Genomic DNA, 20,642 nt, shown 5'->3' on the forward strand with positions numbered 1-20,642 from the left:
CGCTCTCCGGCCGCCGCTGGCGCGCCGGAGAGGCGTCAGGTTACTGCCCCGACGGGATGTCGCTGGCCTCGCTGTGGGCGTCAACCGTATCGGCGCTGCCGCTGGTCGCTGCGGCCGCCGGACTCGCCGGACTCGGCGCCATCAGTTTTTCCCACGTGGCCTGCAGCTCCTTCATGTTGTATTCCGGTTCGCCTTTCGGCTGCTGCAACACCAGCGCCATATCCTGAGAGAGTTGCTGACGCAGGTACTGGTTCAGCATGTCCACCGTCAGGGAGTTGAGGAACTCCTGACGCAGCTTCTGGTACTGCTCCGGCGCGATATCCACCACCTGATTTTGCAGGGAGCGCATGCGCTGGCTCATCAGAATGTCGGTATCGGTGCGCGCATAGGTGGCAAACAGCTTCTGCAGCTCGAGGCTTTTCTGGGCGATAAGCGCGTCAAACTCCTCCTGCGGCAGGCCGTTGTCGCGCACTTTCGCCAATTCGCGCGAAACCACGCTCAGGTTGTTATTCAGGCGCTCGCCCGGCGATTCGATATTGATGGCGCACTGCGCGCGCTGATAGAGCACCCGGCAGTCGAAACCAAGCCCAATATCCTTGACGTTATTTTTGCTCAGGCTCTGCTGCACGTGCCAGAACAGCGCTTCGCGGGCGAGGTCGTCGCGCCAGTAGCGCTGCAGCGCTGCGGAATCGCGGATTGGCTGCCAGGGGGCGTCCCACATGATGGACAGTTTGTCCTGGCGCACGGCGCTGGTCATGATGCTGACCGGCACGGTGGGCAGCGGCGATAAGGTCGGCACCGCCGCCGGCGTTTCCCGCTTACCCTTCAGATCGCCAAAGGTCTTGCTGATTTGCTCAGCGACGCTGCGGCTGTCGACGTTACCCACCACGATCAGCGTCATGGCGTCAGGGGTGTACCATTTTTGATAAAAGTCTTTCAGCTGCGCCACGTCGATCGGCTGCTTCAGCGGCGCGGCGGGATCGTGGCCCAGCATGGTGGAGCCCTTCAGGCGATAGCGCCACCAGCCCTCTTTGGTATCCAGCGGCCAGGTCGCCACCATGTCGCTGCCCTGCAGCGCGTGATTGATCGATTCAGGCGTAATGGTCAGTTTACCGCTGGCGTCCGCCAGCCAGCTCAGCGCCTCTTTCAGCAGATCGTTGCGGTTATTCGGCAGGCTGAGATTAAACATCGTGTAATCGTAGGAGACGATGGCCGGCGGCAGAGGACGCTTCGGGTCAATGCTCTGCTGCCACAGCGAGCGCGCCTGCATCGTCGGCAGGCTGCCGCTTTGCGTCAACGCCAGACGGGGAATAAAACGGCTGAAACCGCTCTGCTGAGTGCTTTCGCTCAGCGAGCCAATATTCACGGACAGACGGACTTCGATACGGTCGCTGGGACGCTGCGGCGTGGCCAGCACCTGCCACGACAACCCATTCGCTAAGGTCCCTTGTTGCCAGGCCGGATCAGGCTGGAGCGCTTCTGCCTGCACATAACCGGCCGCCGCTACCATCAGCAAACCGCCCGTTAAGAGTTTAATTGTTGTGCCCTGCATGTGAACCCCTGATGAACATTCCTGGTTACAACAGCATCCCACTGACGGGCTGCCGAAAAAAGTGAGAGTGAAATACGTCGGTTAGACCACACGGAGACGAAAATGTCGCATGACAACGTAAAATAATCATTTCGTGTCATTCCCGCCGGGCGGAAATGACCTCTAATTATGCGCAGGAGCCCGTACTCCAGCAAGGGAGTACGGGCCTAAGAGGAGGATTTAAGAGGATAATTCGTGCGTTTTGTTCGCGGGAACACGGTTATTCAGCACATCATCCATTTGTTTGGCATCGAGTTCTTTCACCCATTTTGCCACCACCACCGTGGCGACGCCGTTACCGACCAGGTTAGTCAAAGCGCGGGCTTCGGACATAAAGCGGTCGATACCGAGGATCAGCGCCAGGCCAGCGACCGGTAAATGCCCAACCGCCGAGATGGTCGCCGCCAGCACGATGAAGCCGCTCCCGGTCACTCCCGCCGCCCCTTTCGAGGAGAGCAGCAGCACCACCAGCAGGGTGATTTGATGGAAAATATCCATATGGCTGTTGGTCGCCTGGGCGATAAACACCGCCGCCATCGTCAGATAGATAGAGGTGCCGTCGAGGTTAAACGAATAGCCGGTCGGGATCACCAGGCCCACCACCGACTTACGACAGCCGAGCTTCTCCATCTTGTCGAGCATGCGCGGCAGCGCCGATTCGGATGAGGAGGTCCCCAGCACGATCAGCAGCTCTTCACGGATATAGCGGATAAATTTAAAGATGCTGAAGCCGGTGGCCCGGGCGATGCTCCCCAGCACCAGCACCACGAACAGGATACAGGTGATATAGAAGCAGATGATCAGCTGCCCCAGCTGCACCAGGGTGCCGACGCCATATTTACCGATGGTGAAGGCCATGGCCCCGAAGGCGCCGATCGGCGCCAGGCGCATGATCATATTGATGATGCCGAAGATGACCTGCGAGAAACTTTCAATGACGTTGAAAATCAGCTGGCCCTTGCTGCCCAGACGATGCAGGGCAAAGCCAAACAGAACGGCGAACAGCAGAACCTGCAGGATGTTGCCGCTGGCGAAGGCGCCAATGACGCTGCCCGGGATCACATCCAGTAAAAAGGCCACCACCCCCTGGTCTTTCGCCTGCTCAGCGTACACCGCCACCGCTTTCGCATCGAGCGTCGACGGGTCGACGTTCATCCCGGCCCCCGGCTGCACCACGTTGACGATAATCAGACCGATAATCAGCGCGATGGTGCTGACCACTTCGAAATAGAGTAGCGCTACCGCCCCGGTACGGCCAACGGCTTTCATGCTCTCCATCCCGGCGATCCCCGTCACGACGGTACAGAAGATAACCGGAGCAATCACCATTTTAATCAGCTTAACGAAGGCGTCGCCGAAGGGTTTCATTTGCGCGCCCAGTTCCGGGTAAAAATGGCCCAGCAGAATACCGATCGCTATGGCCGTCAGAACCTGGACATAGAGGCTTTTAAAGATAGAGGTTTTCATAGGGTGTCCTTTGGGAATAACCACAGAGCAAGAAGGGATATTTGACGTCTGTGGCTTAAAAATAACACCCTGGAAACATTTCAGAAATAACTAACGCCGAAAGTGCAACGCAATTGTTAAAATCTTTGAGCTGACTCGCACAAGTCAACAAAACATTTACAAATTTGCATCCTCCCGGACCGGGGAGAGATAGCGCGCGCTGAACGCCTCCTGCGGTAAAGCGCAACCGAACAGATGGCCCTGGAGCACCTCGACGCCGGCGGCTTGCAACCAGCGGTACTGGGCCTCGTTCTCCACCCCTTCCGCCACGATACGTAGCGACAGGCCGCGCGCGAGCTGGATCATCGCCGGCACCATGCTGACATCCTCCGGCAGCATATCGATGAATACCTTATCGATTTTCAGGATATCCACCGGCAGGGCCTTCATCTGCTGCAGCTGGTGCAACCCGGCGTAACCCATGCCAAAATCATCCAGCGCAATACGTACCCCGGCCTCGCGCAGAGGCCGCAACCGCGCCATCACGTCCTGCGGATCGTCCATCCGGCAGCTCTCCGTCACCTCGAGGATTAAGGTCCCCGGCGCGATGCGGTAGCGGGCGATCAGCTTCAGCATCTCCTCGCCGCGATCGTGCTCCAGCAGCTGAAGCAGCGAAACATTGACCGACAGCGGCAGCATAATCCCCTGGCTTTGCCAGGCCGCCAGCTGGCGGCAGGCCTCTTCCATCACCCAGTAGCCGACCGGGATAATCAGCCCGCAGGACTCAATGCGCTCAATCAGCGCCGGCGGTAGCGACCAGCTGCCATCCGCCTGCCGCTGACGCAGCAGCACCTCGGCGCCGCAGATCTCGCCGCTGGCGCAGGCCACCTGCGGCTGCAGCCAGATAGCGAACTGCTGGTTGTCGAGGGCGGTCATTATATCGTGCTCTTCCATCAAGCGACGCTGAGCCTTTTCCATCTGCTCGGGATCGAAGAACTCAATCTGGTTTTTACCTTTGCGTCTTGCGGTGACGGCGGCTGACACCGCGCGCCGGTAAAACTGTTCGGCGCTGAGGCCGGGGTGGAACATAGCGATCCCGACGCTGGCGTAGGGTCGCAGCTGCAGACCATGCAGCGGCAAACGTTCATTTATAATAGTGAGCACTTGCTTACTTAACGTCACCGCCTGCCAGGATTCGGCGAGGCCATCGGCGAGAATGGCGAAGTCATAGCCGCTCACCTGAGCCAGCACCATCTGCGGCGGGATCGCGGCGCGCAGCTTCTCCACCAGCGTCAGGAGCAGCATTTCGCGCTGGCTCTCCTTGAGCACGCCGGCGGCGTCCTGCAGGGTTTCACAGGCGACGACGATCAGCGCGGCGCTCTGCGGGCGGGCCACCGTCTGCTCCAGCATCGCCAGCAAAAAGGCTTTATTCGGCAGCTCGGAGACCGGGAAGCGGGTCGACTGGATGGACAGCTCATCATGCTGGCGCACCAGGCTCTGCTGGTTGCGGTTATAGCTGCGCACCAGCATGCCGATCTCGTCGTCATGGTGCAGGCGCGGGAGGGTCAGCTGATGCCCAAGACGCTCCTGCTGGGAGAGATCGTTCAGCTCGCGGGCGATACGCCGCAGAGGGCGAACCATCAGCCGGTTGATGCACCAGGTGAGCGCCACCGTCAACATCAGCACCAGAAGTAAGTAAGCAGTCACTAACGTGGCAAGGGCGCTCATGACGAATTTATACATGCGATAGGAATCGGCCTGCAGCACCAGATAGGCCAGCGGCTGCGGGTTGGCCGGCCGCTCCAGCGAATAAATGGGCAGCGAAATCTGCACCGGCAGCTCAAACAGCCGGGTGATGGTCACCGGCACCGACCGCTCGGGGATAAACCGCATCCGTAACGCCTGGAACTGGTTGGGCAAGACCACATCCGCCCGGCTGACGATGCCAGCAGGCTGGATACGGCTTAAAATAGCTTCCGCTTCCGGAATATCGGCTTTCAGAATAGCCGCCGACAGCGGTTCGCGAACGGATCGCGCGATACTTTCTAACTGCGTGGCCGTGGTAAAGCGACTCTGTTGCACAAAGTGAAACAGCAAAATAGTGCAAAAAACCAATACAAAGGCCATGGACACGCTCGCGACCATCGCCATCTGTTTGATTGTAAGTGAACGGCTGACGCGCAACGGTGTTCTCCACTGATACTGAATGCATACCCGGTATCAATCCTTCAATCCCGGTCGTTTCAGGCTGATTATATACTCAAATCCTTCGCCCACGCCCGCGAGGGATGAAGTGACGGGATATTTCCGCGCGGTGACGCAGACGCCGGAGAGACCTCCCCGGCGGCCGACGGTGGGCAACGCCTCACGAGTATACGCGAAGCGCGCCGTGGAGTGGCGCTCTGTGACGTAATTCAGCCTATTCTGCTACCAGTCGGCGTAAGGCACCAGCGGCTGGGGCGGCATATCCAGATCCCCCTGCCAGCCTGCCGCCGAGTAGCGGACGTAAAGCAGCGCATGGCTTGGGGTATAATCCTTCGCCTGCTGAATATCGACCGCGGCGCCAACGAACCAGTTGCTGGTCACCCGCCGCTCCACCAGCGCTCTGGCGGTGTAACCGAATCCCTGGCTGCTGCTGCCCTGCTCCGTCAGTTCGCTGGCGCGCTGCCGATAGTCGGACGGGATCAGGTTCAGCAGCGGATAGCGGGCCTGCGTTTGGGTACGCGAATGGGACCATGACACCGACCCGCCGAGTTCCCAGGACCAGTTCTCCGTGCGCTGACGCCAGGTCACCGGCACGGCGAAAGAGAGGTACTCCTGCGGGCTGTAATAGCCGCCCTGGCCGAGGGTGTAGCCGCTGAGATCTTTGTCGTAGTGCCAGATCATATTGTTGAGGCCGACGGTGACGCGACGATTATTCTCGTTAATCACCTTGTAGTAGTAGCCGGTCATCCAGCGCACGCGCCAGTTATCCGCCACGTTTTTACCGGTCAGCGAGTCGGCCCCCAGCGAGGACCAGATACCGTGCGCTTCGCCCCGGTCATAGCTGAGGCTCACACCGCCGCCGTCGGCGCGAACACCGCCCCAGGTGGTGCCGGTATGGCTGTTGCTGTCTTTCTGCCCGCCAAAGGAGAGCAGCGAGCTGGAGATGGGCCGCCGGTGGACGTTGACCGTGTACCCCACCGGCCCGACGTCGCTGCTGTAGCTCAGGCCGCCGACCACATCGACGACATTGAAGCCCATCGGCGTGGTGCCGATATCCCCGCTCCAGGTGTCGTTCTGCCAGCCGACCGCCACGCTGGCCCCGCTGTCGGTCTGATTTTTACTGCCGCTGGTGCAGGCGATCTCCCCGCAGGTGCCCCAGCTGGGCGAGTAGCTCCCGTCGCTGTGGGTGGAAAAGCTGCCGGCATCCATATTGACCAGGTCGGTGCGGAAGAACATCCGGCCATCCGCTAGCGGGGCATCCACCTGCAGCATGGTGGTATGCGCCTTCAGATCGGAATAGCCGCCGGTGCCGCTGGATCCCCAGAAGTCATGTTCCAGGGTGACGTTTAGATCCTGCTGGCGATAAAGATCGGCGGCATCGCTGCGGATCCCGCGCTTCAGCCAGTCATCCCGGCTGTCGTTGCGCGTCAGCCGGGTAAAGGTATCGTTATCCTGCGGCTGCGCGGGGGTGATGCCGGAGGCCACCATCGCCTCCCGGTAGTGAGTCAGCGCCTGCTGCGGCTCCCCGTTCCGGGTGGCAAAGCGCGCGGCATCGCGCAGCACCAGCGCGCTCTCCATCGAGGGCGGCTGCGCCTTCGCCTGCGGCACAATCTGGTTAAAAATCCGTTGGGCGTCAGCGGTATCGCCAAGGCCAGCTCGCGCCAGGGCGACCCGCCGCTGCATATTCATGGATTCGGCCTCTGCGCCTTTCAGCTGCATGACCTGCGCCCGGGCGGCCGGTTTATCCCCCTCGGCCAGGTAGACTTCCGCAAGGCCGAGGCGCGCATCGCCGTTGTCGGCTTCCTGACGCAGCACCCGCTGATAGTCGGCAATCGCCGTCTGGTTGTCGCCGCGCTGCTGCGCCCAGTCGGCCAGCGTCAGGTCATAGCGTACCGAGGCCGGCTGCTGTTTGATGAGGGCGATCGCCTGCGCTTCCTCGCCGCTGTCGCGCAATTGGTTCGCCTGGCGCAGCACCCGGTCGCTTTGCAGACGCGCCTCCAGTTCACGGATGTTATCCGTCCACGCGCTGCGCGGCAGGGTGGCGATTTGCGCCAGCGCCAGATCGTCCTGGTCGTTCCCCGACAGGTACAGCCCCGAGGCGTATATCCGTTCAGCATCCTGCGGCCGGCGGTTGACCATCGCCCGCATCAGCGCATCGGCTTGCTGGCGTTCGCCGGCGCTGACCAGATCCCGCGCCAGACGATAGGTGATCCACACGCTGTCCGGATCGAGCGCCAGGCGCCGACGCTGGACTTCCGCCGCCTGCGCCCAGTTGCCCTGGCTCTCCAGGGCCTGCGCCTGTTTCTCCAGCCGGTCGTTGGTCAGGCTGCGCTCGATATCATCAATACTGCGCCGCTGGGGAGCAGGAAGGCCGGCGATCCAGGCGCTGGCTTTCTCGGGCGATTCGGCGCGATAGAGGTTGGCCAGGCCGCGCACCGCCAGGTTATTGCCGCGATCCAGGCGCAACGCCTGCTGGTAATAGCGCTCCGCCGCCGCCGACTCTTTGCGCGCCGCCGCGACGTCGCCCAGCCCCAGCACGGCATAGCTGTCGGTCCGATCGACCCGCTGCGCCTGGGCATAATAATTCTGCGCCTGCGCAAGCTGACCGGCCTTCAGGGCGTTATCCCCCTGCTTGATCAGCAGCCAGTAGCGGTTGGTTTGCAGCAGGCTGTCCCATTTGCCGCGATTCGGGCTGTCGGGATCCATGGCAATCGCTTTATTGAGCTGGGCCACCGCCCGCGCGCGGTCGCCGCGCTGGGAATAGGCCTGGCCGAGGGCGCCCACCGCATCGCTGTCGCGGCTGTCGGCCTGAACGGCTTTCTGCAGATCCGCCACCGCCTGCGAGGTATTTCCGGATTTGACCGCCGCCAGCCCTTCCGAGCGGGCGCGGAACGTCGGATCCTGCAGCTGCGCCTGCTGCTGGTCGAGCAGGACGCGGGCGTTCGCCGCCACCGAGCCGGTAGGAAACTGCAGCAGGAATTGCTGCAACGCCTGCACGCTGGCCTTGCTCACCGGCATGCTTTTCACCTCGCTGTACCACATATCGGCGGCGATACCGCGTCCTGAGGCCGAGCGGGCCATTTCCGCCAGATAGGCGAACCCTTCCTGCGGTTTGTTATCGGCAAACATCTGCTTCGCCAGCGCCGTGAGCAGGCTGACGTTGCCCGGCGCGCTGGCGTTCAGTTTTTTCAGCTGGCTGACGCCTTCGCTATGACGGGCCGGCAGGCGCGCCACCAGCGTCCAGTATTCAATCGCGGCATCAACATCATCCGGCACGCCGCCGAACAGCTTTTCGTAGGCGGCGATGGCTTCATCGACCTTCCCGGCCACGCCCAGCAGTCGCGCCTGCTGCAGCGCCTGACGACCCTCGCCGGTGTTGCTTTTCATCTCATTGCGCGACGCCTTCAGCTCCGGGGAGTCCGGCGCCAGCTTCGTCAGTCGCTCCAGCTCTTTTTGCGCCCCGGCGGCATCCCCCTGGCGCAGCAGATAGCGCATCCGCGCGGCAATCAGGTCCGGGTTGTTGGGGTCAATCAGCTCCAGACGGTACAGCGACTGGCGCACCAGGTCTTCACGATTGCTGGCCTCGCCGAGGCGCACCTGCTCCAGCAGATGTTCCTGGGCGGGCGTCGTCGCCGCCTGCGCTAACGGCAGCAGCGCAACGCCGAGGGACAGCGTGAGTAAACTTAGTGAGAGCTTGCGCATTCCTGGTTCCAGTCAGGTTGTAATTCGCCACCCGCAGTGAAACGAAAACGGTGTTGATCCCAACCCTGGCCAAACAGCGTCAGGACCGCGCTGTAGTAGGCATCCGCGCCGGGATAGTTATCGGCGACGCGCTGCCGTTGCACCGACCGGGCCTCGTCGTTCTGTAAAAACGGCAGCATCACCGCGGAAAAGCCCACCGGCCCCTGGCCGCTGGTTTTGCCGGTGGCGATATTCACTTTCTCCGGCGGTACCCCCTGCTCCGCGGTCTGCGCCGCCATCGGCGCAAAGCGGGCCAGCAGACGCGCTTTCTGCTTATCGCCGTCATGAAGCATGCCCACCCACAGGTAGACGCGAATCGCGTCATAGCTGCCGATCGGCGGCTTCTCCGTTTTCAGCTGCCAGCCTTTCCCTTTCTCATAGCGCACCCAGTCCGGGGCAAAGCCTTTCGGTGCGGTCTCCAGCAGCAGACGCAGGTTAGTATCGCGCAGGGCAGGCCACGGCGCGCCAAAACGCACAAAATAGGTGGCCAGCTGCGGTGGAAGATAGCTGGGGTTAAACCGCCAGCCGCTGTCATCGGCAAAACCGACTTTTCCCGGCAGCAGCATCGTGCCAAGGCCCGGCACCGCCACCGTCTCTTCATCGACAATCCGCGCCAGCAGCGCTTTCCCGGTCTCGGTGTACTGCGGCTGCTGCCACAGGCGCCCCGCCTCCAGCAGCGCCCAGGCTATCCACAGATCTGAGTCGGATGCCGAATTGCTGTCCAGCAGCGTCCACTGCTCGTCGTCCTTTTTCCCCCACAGCCAGCCCGGCAGATGCTGCCGCAGGTCGCCCTCCGCCAGGTTGTTCTGCGTCCAGGTCAGCAGCTTGTCGAACCCCGCGCGATCGTTGGCCGCCAGGGCAAAGAACAGGCCATAGCTCTGTCCTTCGGAAGTGGAAATTTTGCGCGCATCGCTGGGGTCGATCACCCGCCCCTCGGGGCTGACGTAGGCTTGCTTAAACTGCTCCCAGGCGGGCCACTGGCAGGCGGCGCTCGCCTGGCCCGCCGCCAGCACCAGCGCGGAGAGCACCGCGCCGCAAAGTACTTTCATCATCGTTTACTCATCATCCAGGCTAAGGCGGCGGCGGCTGATAATGCGCAGCATGCGCCACAGCACCCACGCCAGCAGCACGATACTGACCGCGGCGAAGATCGCCAGCAGTATCGGGTGGTTAGAGAGCGCGAACCAGATGCGCTCGAACCAGGGCAGATGGCCGACATAGTAAACATCGCCCACCCGCAGGCTGTTGACGCCGGATTCGCGGATCACCGCCACCGAGCCAAACATCGCCGCCCGCTTACCACTGTCGTTGAGGGCGTTGGTTAGCAGTTCATTACCGCGTGGGCTGTCGGCCAGCAGGGCCACCACGCTGCGTTGATCGTTGTAGGGCGACTGGAAGCCAATCACCGCCGCCATCGGTCCGGAAGAAGTGATGTCGGTGCGGGTGTTGGGCATGCGGGCCTCATCATCGGGATAAATGCTCGCCAGGTCGTAATGACGCATCGGCATTTTCACCCAGCTTTTGGTCGCCTCGACCAGCAGGTTGATTTTGGTATCGTCCTTGAGGGACGAGGGGATCGCGCCGATCAGCAGCAGATCCGCATCTTTATTCTTGATCTGGTTGCCATCGTCAGTCATTTGCAGATTAATCGCCGCCAGGCCGGTCTGCGAACCGATGCCGCCCAGCGCCTGCAGCAGCGTCGCCACCTGGCCCTGGGTCGGCGCCTTCGGCACCACCACCAGGGTGTCGGCGAGGTCCGCCATACGGCTGTAAGGGAAGCCGGCATTGGCGAAGACGCGCAGGTCCGGTAGAGCAATAAAGTGATAATACTTCGAGAAGTCGATGGTCGAATCGTCGCCGATCACCACATGGTTCTGCACCGGCTGGAAGGTAATACAGTTGTCGATAGAGCCGCCGGGCATCGGGTTCATGTACTGGAAGTCAAAGCGCAGCTGGTTCACCGCCCCAAGACGCAGCGCGGGTATGGTAACCTCCGATTTGCCGTCCAGCAGCCCCTGCAGCACCGGCAGGCGCAGGATCAGTTTGTTCACATCCTGCGAGCTGTTAAGGCTGAACGACTGCAGGAACTGGTCGTTAAGGCTGATATCCATCCGCGAGCTATCCTTCACCGGCGGCATGGTATAGCGGTATTTCAGATCCATATCGATGCCGTTGGCCCGCAGCAGATAGAGATCCGGCGGCAGGTTAAGCGCCACGGTGATGGCATCCGGCACCAGCCCGCTGGACTGCAGCTGTTGCTCATAGGTTTTCAGCTCAGCAAAGGTGACCGAGCGGTCGGTGCGCACCCAGTTTGGCGCATCGTATGGCTGCCGCGGCTGCAGGGTTTTGATGCCGTCCACGGTGACGCTGCTGCCGCGGAACAGAATATTGCCCTGGGCAATCCCCTTCGCCGCCAGCAGCAGGTCTTTATCATCGCGGCCGAAAATAACCAGCAGCTTGACGTAAGGATCGTTCGGGTTGTCGATCATTTCGATGGTCGGCGCGTTGACCGGCGGATGATCGCGCAGGAAATCCGGACGCTTGTCGTTGGTGGCGAAGACAATGGCGTTACGATCCGGCAGTTCGTTGAAATAGACCGGGAACTGCTGGCCGCGCCAGCCGGCCTTGCTGCCGAACCATGAAGCGATAATCGCCGCCGCCTGCTGCTGGGCCACCGCCGGCGAGCCCGGGAAAATCATCGGCAGCGTCAGCGGGCGGTTGTCGCGCGGATCGTAGAACGGTACCGGGAAGTGCGACAGATCGTTATGCACCTTCAGCGACTGGTAGGTGAGATCCAGATAGCTTTCGCGCCCGACGTCCAGCCATAGCGTGCTGCTGGCCGGGTTTTCGCAGACATCGCGGTAGTGGCCGACAAACTCCAGCCGTATACGGTTGAAGTCGGTGATATACAGCGGGTCAATCGGCAGCTGCGCGCGGATCTTTTTCCCCAGCTGCTCTTTGGTGACGGGCAGGACGCCCATCAGCTCATCGTTGAGATAGACTTTCAGCTGCGACTGCACGGGCAGCAGCGAGGGCGACGGGGTGTATTCCAGATTGAGCAGCGCGTTAGCGACCAGCTCATCGCTACGCATGCCGAATTCAACCGAGGCGTCAGGCCGTGAGCCGCGCAGCACAATGCTGCCCGGAGGCGGCGCGATGGTGGCAAAGGTCAGCTTCACCTCCCGCTGCGGGACGTTCTCGGCGACCACCGCCGGAGCGGTCGGTTCGGCGAGGGTTGCCGTCGGCTCGCCTGTCGTCACCGGCGCGAGCGGGGAGGCCGCCTGCGGCTGAACGCCAGGGGCCGGATTCACCACGGTGGCCGGCGCCGCGTAAGAGGCCAGCGGATACCAGCTGCACATGCCCACCGCTACTGCACACATCCAGGAAAGTTTTCTTTTCATCGCATTATCATCATTGTTGAGCCATTGCCGGGTCTGCGGAGAGCGTCGGCGCGGCGCGTTCAGGGCGTCGGGGTACAAACGACACTATCCATGCCACCAGCGAGGTGAGCGCGCGGAAAACCACCTTCACCGACGGCGGCGAAAACTCCGCCAGGTGACGATAGCCACGGAACCCCAGCTTGAGGATATCCAGCAGGCTTTCCATCGGCTTGTCTTCCGGGAAGCTATCCTGCCAAAGCGCCCACGTATCGGCGCGGGCAAACGTACACTGCACAAAATCGATATGCTGCTGGTTGGTCAACGGCAGCAGCTGCAATCCCACTTCGCTGCCGTTGACCCGCGCGACCCGCACCGGGAAGGCATACTCCTGCTGTCCCCGTTTGAGCAGCAGCCTGGCGTTCTGCCCCTCCAACACCTGAGCGTCGCCGTGAATTTTGATCCCCAGCCCACCGTCGGAATAGTCGTGAACGGTGCAGGAGAACAGATGGCCATCTTCGCGGGCAATTGCCGCCGGCATGCTCATTTCGACACGATGCGACCGGCGGACCTGCTTGCTTTCGACCGAGACCGCCACCGCGCCGCCAAGAATAATCAGGTTGTAGAACACCCAGACAATACTCACCCAGACGGTGAGAATTTCGTTTTCCGGGCCGTACATAAAGCGCCAGATCCCCACCGCGACGCCGACCAGGTTGAGCAGCACGAGGTAGATATAGGGCCGGGAGATCACCCAGTCGACATACTCCTCTTCCACCAGTCCGCCCTTCGCGGTGACGTTGAATTTGCCTTTATGCGGATTAATCAGCGCCACAAAGGTGGGCGGCGCGATATACCAGGCGAGCACCGTCTCGTAGATTTCACTCCAGAACGAATGGCGATATTTGCCCTGAATCTTCGAGTTGGTCAGGCTGGCGTGGATCATATGCGGCAACACGAATAGCGCGATCATCAGCGCTGGCGCATAAATGATATAGGCATGGAGCAGCAAAAAGGCCAGCGGCGCCGTGAGGAAGATGAGGCGCGGAATACCGGAGAGAAAGTGAAGCATGGCGTTGGCGTAGCAGACGCGCTGTACCAGCTTCAGGCCTTTGCCAAACAGCGGATTATCGAGGCGGAATATCTGCACCATCCCGCGCGCCCAGCGGATGCGCTGGCCGATATGCGCGGATAAACTCTCCGTCGCCAACCCCGCCGCCTGCGGAATACGCATATAGGCGGAGGTGTAACCCCGCCGGTGCAGGCGCAGCGAGGTGTGGGCATCTTCGGTCACCGTTTCGACGGCGATTCCGCCGATCTCATCCAGCGGGCCACGGCGAATCACGGCGCAGGAGCCGCAGAAGAAGGTGGCGTCCCACATGTCGTTCCCGTCCTGCACCAGGCCGTAGAATAGCGTCCCTTCGTTCGGCGTTTTGCGAAAACGACCAAGGTTGCGCTCGAAGGGATCGGGCGAGAAGAAGTGGTGCGGGGTCTGCATCATCGCCAGCTCTTTCTCTTTCAGGAACCAGCCCATGGTCATCTGCAGAAACGAGCGCGTCGGCACATGGTCGCAATCAAAGATCGAGACGAACTCCCCTTTGGCGTATTTCAGCGCATTGTTGATGTTGCCGGCTTTGGCGTGCTCATGGCTGGTACGGGCGATATAGTGCACCCCGACATCTTTGGCAAACTGGCGAAACGCTTCCCGTCCGCCGTCGTCGAGGATCCAGATGTTAAGCTTGTCCTTCGGCCAGTCGATGCCCTGCGAGGCGTAGATGGTGTTTTTCACCACGTTGAGATCTTCGTTGTAGGTGGGGACGAAGATGTCCACCGTCGGCCACAGATCCATGTCCTCCGGCAGCGGCACCGGTTGGCGGTTCAACGGCCAGACCACCTGGAAATAGCCCAGCACCAGCACCACCCAGGCGTAGGTCTCAGCGAACAGCAAAATAATCCCGCACACCAGGCTTACCGGGTCGTTCCAGTTCAGCGTCGAGGTATAGCGCCACCAGATATAGCGGCACGAGACCGTCAGCGACAGCACGATCAGCATCAGCGCCGAGAAGCGGCCGGGGATGCGCCGCACCAGCAGCGCCACGCCCCACAGCAGCATCAGGAAGATAAACTGCGACAGCGGGTTAAAAGGCTGCGTAATACACATCAGCGCCAGCACCAGCGAGCAGCAGGTCACCCCCCCAAGGATCGCCCGGCGCAGTTTGGGATTGAGGTGCGCCAGCTCTTTCTGTTTATCCAGATGACCGGTGCGGGCGTTGACCTGCTCAGGCAATTTTTCCAGCCACTGCGTATAGCGACCGTGCACCCCTTCCAGCGCCGCCAGCGAACGCCAGTTGACCTTTTTCTCCGGCTCCGGCACGCGCGTTGTCAGTAACCACAGGGATTGCAGCAGGTAGCGCAGCGGATCCAGCGGACGTGGCCGATGCGGATTAATATGAGGGAAATAGGTGTCATGGTGCGCCAGAATCGCCTGCCATCGCGGCGTCTCCAGCGGCATTAGCGCCCAGACCAGCGATGCCCACAGGCAGCCAAGCGACGCCGACAGCCATGAGGCGCCATGCTGCCGGTAGTCGTCATAGCGCGCGCGCAGCCGTTCCCCCACCGGCGGGGCCAGCAGCAGCGTGCTGAGGCGGATCATGCCGGCCTCCCGCCGGCATAGTGGATCAGACACCAGTTCGCCAGGGTCAGTACCTCTTCCGCCGCCAGAGAGTCCTGGCGATACTCCCCAAGGGGCTGCTTCGCCGCCAGGCACTCGGCCATCGCCTCGTCGCGATGAATGGTCACCGGCAGGATGCGCGGCTGGCTCTCGAGCCACAGCTGGTAGAGATCTTCCTGCAGCTGGCTGCCGACCCGCAGATCGTTAATCAGAATATCGCTGTTGGCCGGAAAGGGCTGCTGGTGCAAACGGATATGGCTGTTGGCGTCGGGATGGACCACCACCAGCGAGCGGTCGCAGAGCGTCAGCAGCTCGCGGGTCAACGGCGAATAGCCCGCCGGCAGATCCAGCAGTAGCCAGCGGTACTGCCCCTGCAGCTGCAGTACGGCCTCCGTCATCGCCCCCAGGGTGGGCTGCAGCTGGTCGACGTTTTCTCTTTCGCCCGCGCTGAGCTGGCCAAACGGCAGCAGATCGATATGCTGCGTATAGCGCAGACCCGCGTCGCGCCAGTCCCGGCCATCGAGCAGCGCCCGCGCCCAGCCGTCCTGATGATGGATGTCGGTATTGAAGAAAAAACGCAGCATATTATCCGGGCTGGCGTCGATCGCCAGCACCGTTTCACCGAGCAATTGCAGCGCCCAGGCGAGTGCAGCCGTAATGGACGTGACGCCAGTCCCCCCTCGCACGCCCTGTAATCCCAGAATAGCCATCTCCGGCTTCCTTATTTTTTCTCTGCAAACTCTGCCAGCAGCGGCCAGCGCTTCAGCGCCGCGTTCAGCTGTTCGCGCCTGGAAATATCATGATAATCAATATCCGGCAGGGAAAATGCCCGGCTAAGCGCCAGAAAATCATTTTGAAAGGTGTACCCCAGCGTGGCGTCCGTGGGTACCGCAGGATCTTTTGCTGGCATATCTCTGTCCGTTCGAAATTTATTATTAAACCAGAGGACGTATACAGCGCATCCTTAAAAAGCAGGTGTACATGCTAAAACTGATGACCTTTAATTTCAATGTTAGGTTTACTCTGTCAGTTTCGCTAGTAAACTTATCCAGTGTGAATCAGGGCGCACGAGGGATGCCGTGGATAGTGTATTTACTTTGGGTATTTCATCATTATGGGATGAAGTGTGCCATATGCCGGTCGGCGGGGTATGGTGGCTCAACGTTGACCGTTATGCCGATGCCGTCAGTCTATTTAATCAGACGCTGGCCACGCAGGCGAAAAACAGCAAGGTTGCCGCGCTGGTGATGGGGAATAAACCAAATGATATCATTTCATTAGAACACATTCACGGCCCGGATAATATTGCACTGTTTACCCTGCCGAATCGTCCGGAGGCGCTGGAAGAAATACATCGCGACTTGGTCTGCTCCCTCGAACCTGGCAATTATTTATTTATTCTGCTATGTGCTGAAAATGCCTGGCAAAATATAAATAACGAAAAGTTATGCGCCTGGGTGGAAAAGACCAGCCGCTGGGCGCAATATCATCGCTGCGCATTCTTAGCGATCAATTCCGCGCAGGATATTGATCGGCAGCTGACTCCCTTATTACGTGAGTACCGCTCCCTTTCCGGACTGGCAAGTATTCGTTACCAGGGCGACCGGCATATCTTTGATATTGCCTGGTGGGGAAGCGATAAGGGTATCAGCGCCCAGCAGCAGCTGATGGTGCAACATGATGACGCCGGCTGGCGATTAGCGCAGGACGCTGAAACCAGCGTGCAGCCGCGCAGCGATGAAAAAGCGATCCTCAGCAATGTGCGCGTGCTGGAAGGTGCCCCGCCGCTGTCGGAATACTGGACGCTGTTTGACACCAACGACGAGGTCTTCAACGCCGGGCGCACCGCGCAAGCGGCGACGATCCTCTTCTCCATTACCCAGAACACGCAAATTGAACAGCTGGGCCGCTATATTCATACCCTGCGCCGTCAGCGCGGCACGGCGCTGAAAATTATTGTCCGCGAACAAACCCCCAGCCTGCGCGCGACTGATGAGCGGCTGCTGCTGAGCAGCGGCGCCAGCCTGGTGATCCCTAACAGCGCGTCGCTTTCCCGCTGCCTGACGCTGATTGAAAGCGTTCAGAACCAAAAGTTCTCCCGCCATATCCCGGAAGATTTTGCCACCCTGCTCACCTGGAGCCAGCCGTTAAAACTGCGCGGCTATCAGAAATGGGACGCCTTTTGCGAAGCGGTGCACAACGTGATGACCAATACCCTGCTGCCGGCCGACAGCAAAGGCGTGATGGTGGCCCTGCGCCCGGCGCCGGGGCTGCGCGTTGAGCAGGCGCTGACGTTATGCAAACCCAACCGGATGGGCGACATCATGACCATCGGCAATAACCGGCTGGTGCTGTTCTTGTCGTTTTGCCGGATCAATGACCTCGATACCGCGCTAAACCACATTTTCCCGCTGCCGACCGGCGATATTTTTTCTAACCGCATGGTGTGGTTTGAAGACAAACAGATTCTCTCGGAAATTGTGATCATGCGCGGCATCGAGCCGGCGCGCTGGAATACGCCGCTGCCTCTCACGGTCGGTAAAAACGAGACCATCAACGCCACCCATGATGGACGCCACTGGCGACGCTACCCCGAACCACACCGGTTAACCACCCGTGAGGAGCAAGCCTGATGATGTCTATCGCCGATATTCTGCAACTGGTGGTGCTCTGCGCCCTGCTGTTTTTTCCGCTGGGCTACCTGACGCGCCACTATCAGCGCCGGATCCGCACGACGTTAAGACTGATGTTCTTTAAACCCCGTTACGTGAAACCGGCAGGGGTATTACGCCGGGGAACAACGGTTAAGCAAGGCAAAGCGAACAAATGACAAATAAAAAAACGACCGCGGCACCGCTTCCGCTCTGGCAGTACTGGCGCGGCCTTGGCGGCTGGAACTTCTACTTTCTGGTCAAGTTTGCCCTGCTGTGGGCCGGGTATCTCAATTTTCACCCGATGCTTAACCTGGTGTTTCTCGCCTTTCTGCTGGTGCCAATCCCGCGCGAAAAGCTGCACCGCATCCGCCACTGGATCGCCATTCCGCTGGGATTCGCGCTGTTCTGGCACGATACCTGGCTGCCCGGGCCAGAGTCGATTTTTAGCCAGGGATCGCAAATCGCCGGCTTCAGCGCCAGCTATATCTGGGATCTGATTGTCCGCTTTATCAACTGGAGCATGGTCGGCGCCTTCTTTGTTTTACTGGTGCTGTGGCTGTTTATCAGCCAGTGGCTGCGCGTTACCGTGTTTGTCTCCGCGATGGTCGTCTGGCAGGCGGTCAGTCCGCTGCTGCCGGCCTTTACCATTTGGCCTGCCGGTCAGCCCACCACTGCCGCCGCCACCGCGCCGGCCAACGTCGGGACCAACGCTGCCGCTGGCGCCGCGTCCAGCCCGGCCAGCAGCGATATTCCGCCGCAGACCGAACCGCCGACCTCGGCCAACCTCACCAACTGGCTGAACGGTTTCTATGCCGCCGAGCAGAAGCGCAAGACACCGTTCCCGGACCAGCTGCCGGCGGATGCGCAGCCGTTTGACCTGCTGGTGATCAATATCTGCTCGCTCTCCTGGTCGGATATTGAAGCCGCCGGGCTGATGGACCACCCGCTGTGGAAGCATTTCGATATCGTCTTCAAAAACTTTAACTCAGCGACCTCCTACAGCGGACCTGCGGCGGTGCGTCTGCTGCGCGCCAGCTGCGGCCAGCTGTCGCATACCAACCTGTATCAGCCATCCGGCGCCGATTGCTACCTGTTTGAAAACCTGGCGAAACTCGGCTTCAACCAGCAGTTGATGCTCGGCCACAACGGCCTGTTCGGCGACTTCCTAAAAGAGCTGCGTTCGCTGGGCGGCATGCAGAGCCCGCTGATGGACCAGAGCGGTCTGCCGGTCAGCCTGCAGGCATTTGATGGCTCGCCAGTGTATGAGGATCTCGCGGTTCTCAACCGCTGGCTGAAGACCGAAGAGGCCAGCAGCAATCCGCGGAGCGCCACGTTCTATAACACCCTGCCGCTGCATGACGGCAATCACTTCCCGGGACAAAGCAAAACCGCGGACTACAAAGTGCGAGCGCAGAAGCTGTTTGACGACCTGGATAACTTCTTCACCGAACTGGAAAAATCGGGGCGTAAGGTGATGGTGGTAGTGGTGCCGGAACACGGCGGCGCGCTGAAGGGCGATAAGATGCAGGTGTCTGGCCTGCGGGATATCCCGAGCCCGTCGATCACTAACGTCCCGACGGCGGTGAAATTCTTCGGCATGAAGGCGCCGCATGAAGGCGCGCCAATTATCATCGATCAGCCCAGCAGCTACCTGGCGGTGTCGGAGCTGGTGGTGCGCGCCCTCGACGGCAAAATGTTCAGCGAAGACAGCGTCAACTGGCAGCAGTATGTCGCCAACCTGCCGCAGAGCGCGGCGGTGTCCGAAAACGCCAACGCCATCGTTATCCAGTATCAGGGCAAGCCTTATGTCCAGTTGAATGGCGGCAGTTGGGTGCCTTATCCGCAATAAGCGACAAGGCCGCCTATTCTGGCGGCCTTACATCGTGAGACGTTCCTGCTCTTTTCTCTCAGCCCGCAGGATACGGGCTGAGAAACCTGCAAAGCCATCACAGCGCTAGCGCTGATCCTGTTTCGCCAGCCAGACCAGCAGCTTGAGGCTGGCGGAGTAATAATCATCCTTGTCGTCAATCTGCGGCGCTTCCAGCGGTTCGCCAAGCGTTAAATCACGCACCGCCAGCAGGCCGCCGGCCATATTCCACGGAGCGACCTCGTTGGTGCTAACGTTGATCCACGCCGGAGTTTGCAGGCGCGGGTAACTCTGCATCCAGGCTTTCCACGGTGCGAGCAAGGCGCTGTGCGGATCGACCCACGAGATATACAGCGGGATACGGATCGCATCGAAACTCATCCGCGGCGGCCACTCTTTGGCCGGCAGCATCTTGCCATCCGCCCGCAGCGCCACCCAGTCGCTGGGCAGATGCGATTTCCCCCAGCCCATTTGCCCCAGCAGCGCCTGCCCGTCACTCTGCAATGTCCGCCAGGCGGTCAGGTGCGTCCGCTCCGCAAAGGCCCGCCAGGCCGGGAAGATGAAATAGGAGGGGTTAAGGTTCAGGTGGTCGTTGCGGTTAAACCCCTTCACGCCCGGGAGCATCACCTGGCGACCGGCGAAAGTCACCACCGTATATTTCAGCAGGGAGGCGGTGATGGCATCGGAGGCCATGGCGTAGCGCTTGTCCTGCCACTGCTTTTGCGCGCGCAGCAGCGCCCAGGCGATCAGGGTATCGCCATCGGTGGCGTTGTTTTTATCGGCGATCGGGTCCGGCGCCACCGGGTTATAGCGCCAGTAAAACAGCCCGTTAGACTTGTCGCGCAGGGTGCTGTCCGTCCACTGCCACAGCTTGTCGAACGCCGGGCGATCGTTATTCGCCACCGCCAGGAGCATGGCGAAGCCCTGGCCTTCCGTATGCGACACATTGCCATTGGCGGTATCAATGATACGGCCGTCCGGCATCATAAAACGGGCCTTATAACGCTCCCAGGCCGTATCCGCCCACGCCCGGGGCACCAGCATTACTGCCGTTGTCACTATCACCGCCACTAAAGCACGCAGGGGCATA

Annotated in this window: 13 protein-coding genes; 3 read left to right on the forward strand and 10 right to left on the reverse strand. The window is 60.7% G+C overall.

The genetic code is table 11. The annotated features are described in order from the left end of the window. Positions 1 to 40: 40 nt before the first annotated feature. From MKS11_RS21180 to bcsR, 9 genes are all read right to left on the reverse strand, one after another. Positions 41 to 1,552: a pitrilysin family protein gene (locus MKS11_RS21180; RefSeq protein WP_004204964.1), complete on the reverse strand. Its 1,512-nt coding sequence runs from the start codon at positions 1,550 to 1,552 to the stop codon at positions 41 to 43. Positions 1,553 to 1,771: 219 nt separating this feature from the next. Further along, positions 1,772 to 3,058: a dicarboxylate/amino acid:cation symporter gene (locus MKS11_RS21185; RefSeq protein WP_004204966.1), complete on the reverse strand. Its 1,287-nt coding sequence runs from the start codon at positions 3,056 to 3,058 to the stop codon at positions 1,772 to 1,774. Positions 3,059 to 3,214: 156 nt separating this feature from the next. Next, a complete protein-coding gene (gene hmsP / locus MKS11_RS21190) occupies positions 3,215 to 5,221 on the reverse strand; it encodes a biofilm formation regulator HmsP (RefSeq protein WP_017900004.1) in 2,007 nt (668 codons plus the stop codon). A 243-nt stretch (positions 5,222 to 5,464) separates the two neighbouring features. Continuing rightward, positions 5,465 to 8,944, reverse strand: a complete 3,480-nt coding sequence (gene bcsC / locus MKS11_RS21195) for a cellulose synthase complex outer membrane protein BcsC (protein ID WP_087771797.1) — start codon at positions 8,942 to 8,944, stop codon at positions 5,465 to 5,467. Beyond that, positions 8,926 to 10,035, reverse strand: a complete 1,110-nt coding sequence (gene bcsZ / locus MKS11_RS21200) for a cellulose synthase complex periplasmic endoglucanase BcsZ (RefSeq protein ID WP_065697474.1) — start codon at positions 10,033 to 10,035, stop codon at positions 8,926 to 8,928. The genes bcsC and bcsZ overlap by 19 nt, the downstream gene beginning before the upstream one ends. Positions 10,036 to 10,038: 3 nt before the next feature. Beyond that, on the reverse strand, positions 10,039 to 12,384 hold the full coding sequence (gene bcsB / locus MKS11_RS21205; RefSeq protein ID WP_087771815.1) for a cellulose biosynthesis cyclic di-GMP-binding regulatory protein BcsB: 2,346 nt from the start codon (positions 12,382 to 12,384) through the stop codon (positions 10,039 to 10,041). Positions 12,385 to 12,394: 10 nt separating this feature from the next. Then, positions 12,395 to 15,013: a UDP-forming cellulose synthase catalytic subunit gene (gene bcsA, locus MKS11_RS21210; protein ID WP_004204973.1), complete on the reverse strand. Its 2,619-nt coding sequence runs from the start codon at positions 15,011 to 15,013 to the stop codon at positions 12,395 to 12,397. Beyond that, positions 15,010 to 15,741: a cellulose biosynthesis protein BcsQ gene (bcsQ, locus tag MKS11_RS21215; protein WP_004204974.1), complete on the reverse strand. Its 732-nt coding sequence runs from the start codon at positions 15,739 to 15,741 to the stop codon at positions 15,010 to 15,012. Before bcsQ ends, bcsA begins: the two co-directional genes overlap by 4 nt. Positions 15,742 to 15,752: 11 nt before the next feature. Continuing rightward, positions 15,753 to 15,941, reverse strand: coding sequence for a cellulose biosynthesis protein BcsR (gene bcsR, locus MKS11_RS21220; RefSeq protein ID WP_002921513.1), 189 nt, complete (start codon positions 15,939 to 15,941; stop codon positions 15,753 to 15,755). Between the two features lie 169 nt (positions 15,942 to 16,110). Between bcsR and bcsE the strand changes: the two genes are divergently transcribed. The 3 genes from bcsE to bcsG are packed head-to-tail and all read left to right on the forward strand — an operon-like array spanning position 16,111 to position 19,534. Beyond that, positions 16,111 to 17,664 (forward strand): cellulose biosynthesis protein BcsE, encoded by a 1,554-nt coding sequence (bcsE, locus tag MKS11_RS21225; protein WP_017900009.1) that lies wholly within the window; start codon positions 16,111 to 16,113, stop codon positions 17,662 to 17,664. After that, positions 17,664 to 17,861: a cellulose biosynthesis protein BcsF gene (bcsF, locus tag MKS11_RS21230; protein ID WP_004204976.1), complete on the forward strand. Its 198-nt coding sequence runs from the start codon at positions 17,664 to 17,666 to the stop codon at positions 17,859 to 17,861. The genes bcsE and bcsF overlap by 1 nt, the downstream gene beginning before the upstream one ends. Then, positions 17,858 to 19,534 carry a cellulose biosynthesis protein BcsG gene (gene bcsG / locus MKS11_RS21235; RefSeq protein ID WP_004204977.1) on the forward strand — a complete coding sequence of 559 codons (1,677 nt, stop codon included), beginning with the start codon at positions 17,858 to 17,860 and terminating at the stop codon, positions 19,532 to 19,534. Before bcsF ends, bcsG begins: the two co-directional genes overlap by 4 nt. A gap of 105 nt (positions 19,535 to 19,639) precedes the next feature. On the opposite strand, the gene MKS11_RS21240 is transcribed toward bcsG, so the two are convergent. Continuing rightward, on the reverse strand, positions 19,640 to 20,641 hold the full coding sequence (locus tag MKS11_RS21240) for a glycosyl hydrolase family 8 (RefSeq protein WP_017900010.1): 1,002 nt from the start codon (positions 20,639 to 20,641) through the stop codon (positions 19,640 to 19,642). Position 20,642 lies beyond the last annotated feature (1 nt).

The organism is Klebsiella sp. K5-45 (genome assembly GCF_030128605.1).
GTDB lineage: Bacteria > Pseudomonadota > Gammaproteobacteria > Enterobacterales > Enterobacteriaceae > Klebsiella > Klebsiella quasipneumoniae.

Bases quoted from the DNA above. Each gene is read 5' to 3' on its own strand.
- bcsC (WP_087771797.1), bottom strand. From the start codon at position 8,944: ATGCGCAAGCTCTCACTAAGTTTACTCACGCTGTCCCTCGGCGTTGCG.
- bcsZ (WP_065697474.1), bottom strand. From the start codon at position 10,035: ATGATGAAAGTACTTTGCGGCGCGGTGCTCTCCGCGCTGGTGCTGGCG.
- MKS11_RS21240 (WP_017900010.1), bottom strand. From the start codon at position 20,641: ATGCCCCTGCGTGCTTTAGTGGCGGTGATAGTGACAACGGCAGTAATG.
- MKS11_RS21180 (WP_004204964.1), bottom strand. From the start codon at position 1,552: ATGCAGGGCACAACAATTAAACTCTTAACGGGCGGTTTGCTGATGGTA.
- MKS11_RS21185 (WP_004204966.1), bottom strand. From the start codon at position 3,058: ATGAAAACCTCTATCTTTAAAAGCCTCTATGTCCAGGTTCTGACGGCC.
- bcsG (WP_004204977.1), top strand. From the start codon at position 17,858: ATGACAAATAAAAAAACGACCGCGGCACCGCTTCCGCTCTGGCAGTAC.
- bcsR (WP_002921513.1), bottom strand. From the start codon at position 15,941: ATGCCAGCAAAAGATCCTGCGGTACCCACGGACGCCACGCTGGGGTAC.
- bcsF (WP_004204976.1), top strand. From the start codon at position 17,664: ATGATGTCTATCGCCGATATTCTGCAACTGGTGGTGCTCTGCGCCCTG.
- bcsQ (WP_004204974.1), bottom strand. From the start codon at position 15,741: ATGGCTATTCTGGGATTACAGGGCGTGCGAGGGGGGACTGGCGTCACG.
- bcsA (WP_004204973.1), bottom strand. From the start codon at position 15,013: ATGATCCGCCTCAGCACGCTGCTGCTGGCCCCGCCGGTGGGGGAACGG.
- bcsB (WP_087771815.1), bottom strand. From the start codon at position 12,384: ATGAAAAGAAAACTTTCCTGGATGTGTGCAGTAGCGGTGGGCATGTGC.